At 77.4% G+C, this 849-nt stretch carries 1 pseudogene; it reads left to right on the top strand.

Annotation, left to right across the window (positions count from 1 at the left end):
- Positions 1 to 16 precede the first annotated feature (16 nt).
- Positions 17 to 849 (top strand): annotated as a pseudogene (locus G3I42_RS09010) (hypothetical protein); the annotation flags it as partial.

Here is an 849-nt window from a genome sequence, read left to right as displayed (position 1 = left end):
CCCCGCGCTCCAGCGCGTGAGCCGCTTCCGCGCCGCCGCCTCGCCGCTCGCGGGCCGCCTCGCGACCCACCTCGCCGCGGCCCCGCTCTCGCTGCCCGTCATGCAGCTCGTGCAGCGCACCATGCTCCCCGGCTCGGGGCCCGCCGAACTCGCCGAAGTTCTCCTCGGCGGGCTCCTCCGGCAGAGCGACGAGGACCCCGCGACCGGGCCCTGGTACGCCTTCGCGCCCGGCGTGCGCGAAGCGCTCCTCGGGCCGCTCGGCAGGGACGAGGCCGCGCTCATCCTCAAACACTGCTCCGAGTACGTCACCCAGCACTTCGGCAAGGGCGGCCCCAACTTCCCGGCGCTCGCCCTCGCCCAGCTCGACGGAGGACCGGCGCTGCCGCCCCCCACCGAGCGGGACCGGCTGCCGGGCTCCGGCGACGAGGGGTACGAGGGCGCGGGGGACGGGGCGTTCGAGGGCGCCGGGGACGAGGAGGAGTCCGCCGCGCGCGGCCCGGAGGGCGTACCGCAGCCCTTCGCCGAGGTCGCCGCCGAAGTGCTGAGGCGGTTCCTGCCCGTGTCCCCTCTTCCCGTGGACGACAGCGGCCTGCCGCACCCCGCGCTCGGCGCGGCGGACGGACTCGTCGCCGAGTACGAACGGCACGGCATGGTCCAGTCCCTCATGGACGCGGCCCAGCTCCTGCGCAGCGCGGTGCGCCAGCAGCAACAGCCCGCGCCCGAACTCCTCGCCACGTGCGCCGCGACCCTGCTGCGGCTGTGGCGCGTCGAACGCGGCGAGGCGATGCTCCAGGAGGCGCGCGGCCACGCCGAGGCCGCCGTCGCCGCCTCGCGCGCGCCCGCCCACCG

The organism is Streptomyces sp. SID11385 (assembly GCF_010548245.1).
Lineage (GTDB): Bacteria > Actinomycetota > Actinomycetes > Streptomycetales > Streptomycetaceae > Streptomyces.
This window is presented reverse-complemented; position numbering and strand designations above follow the sequence as displayed.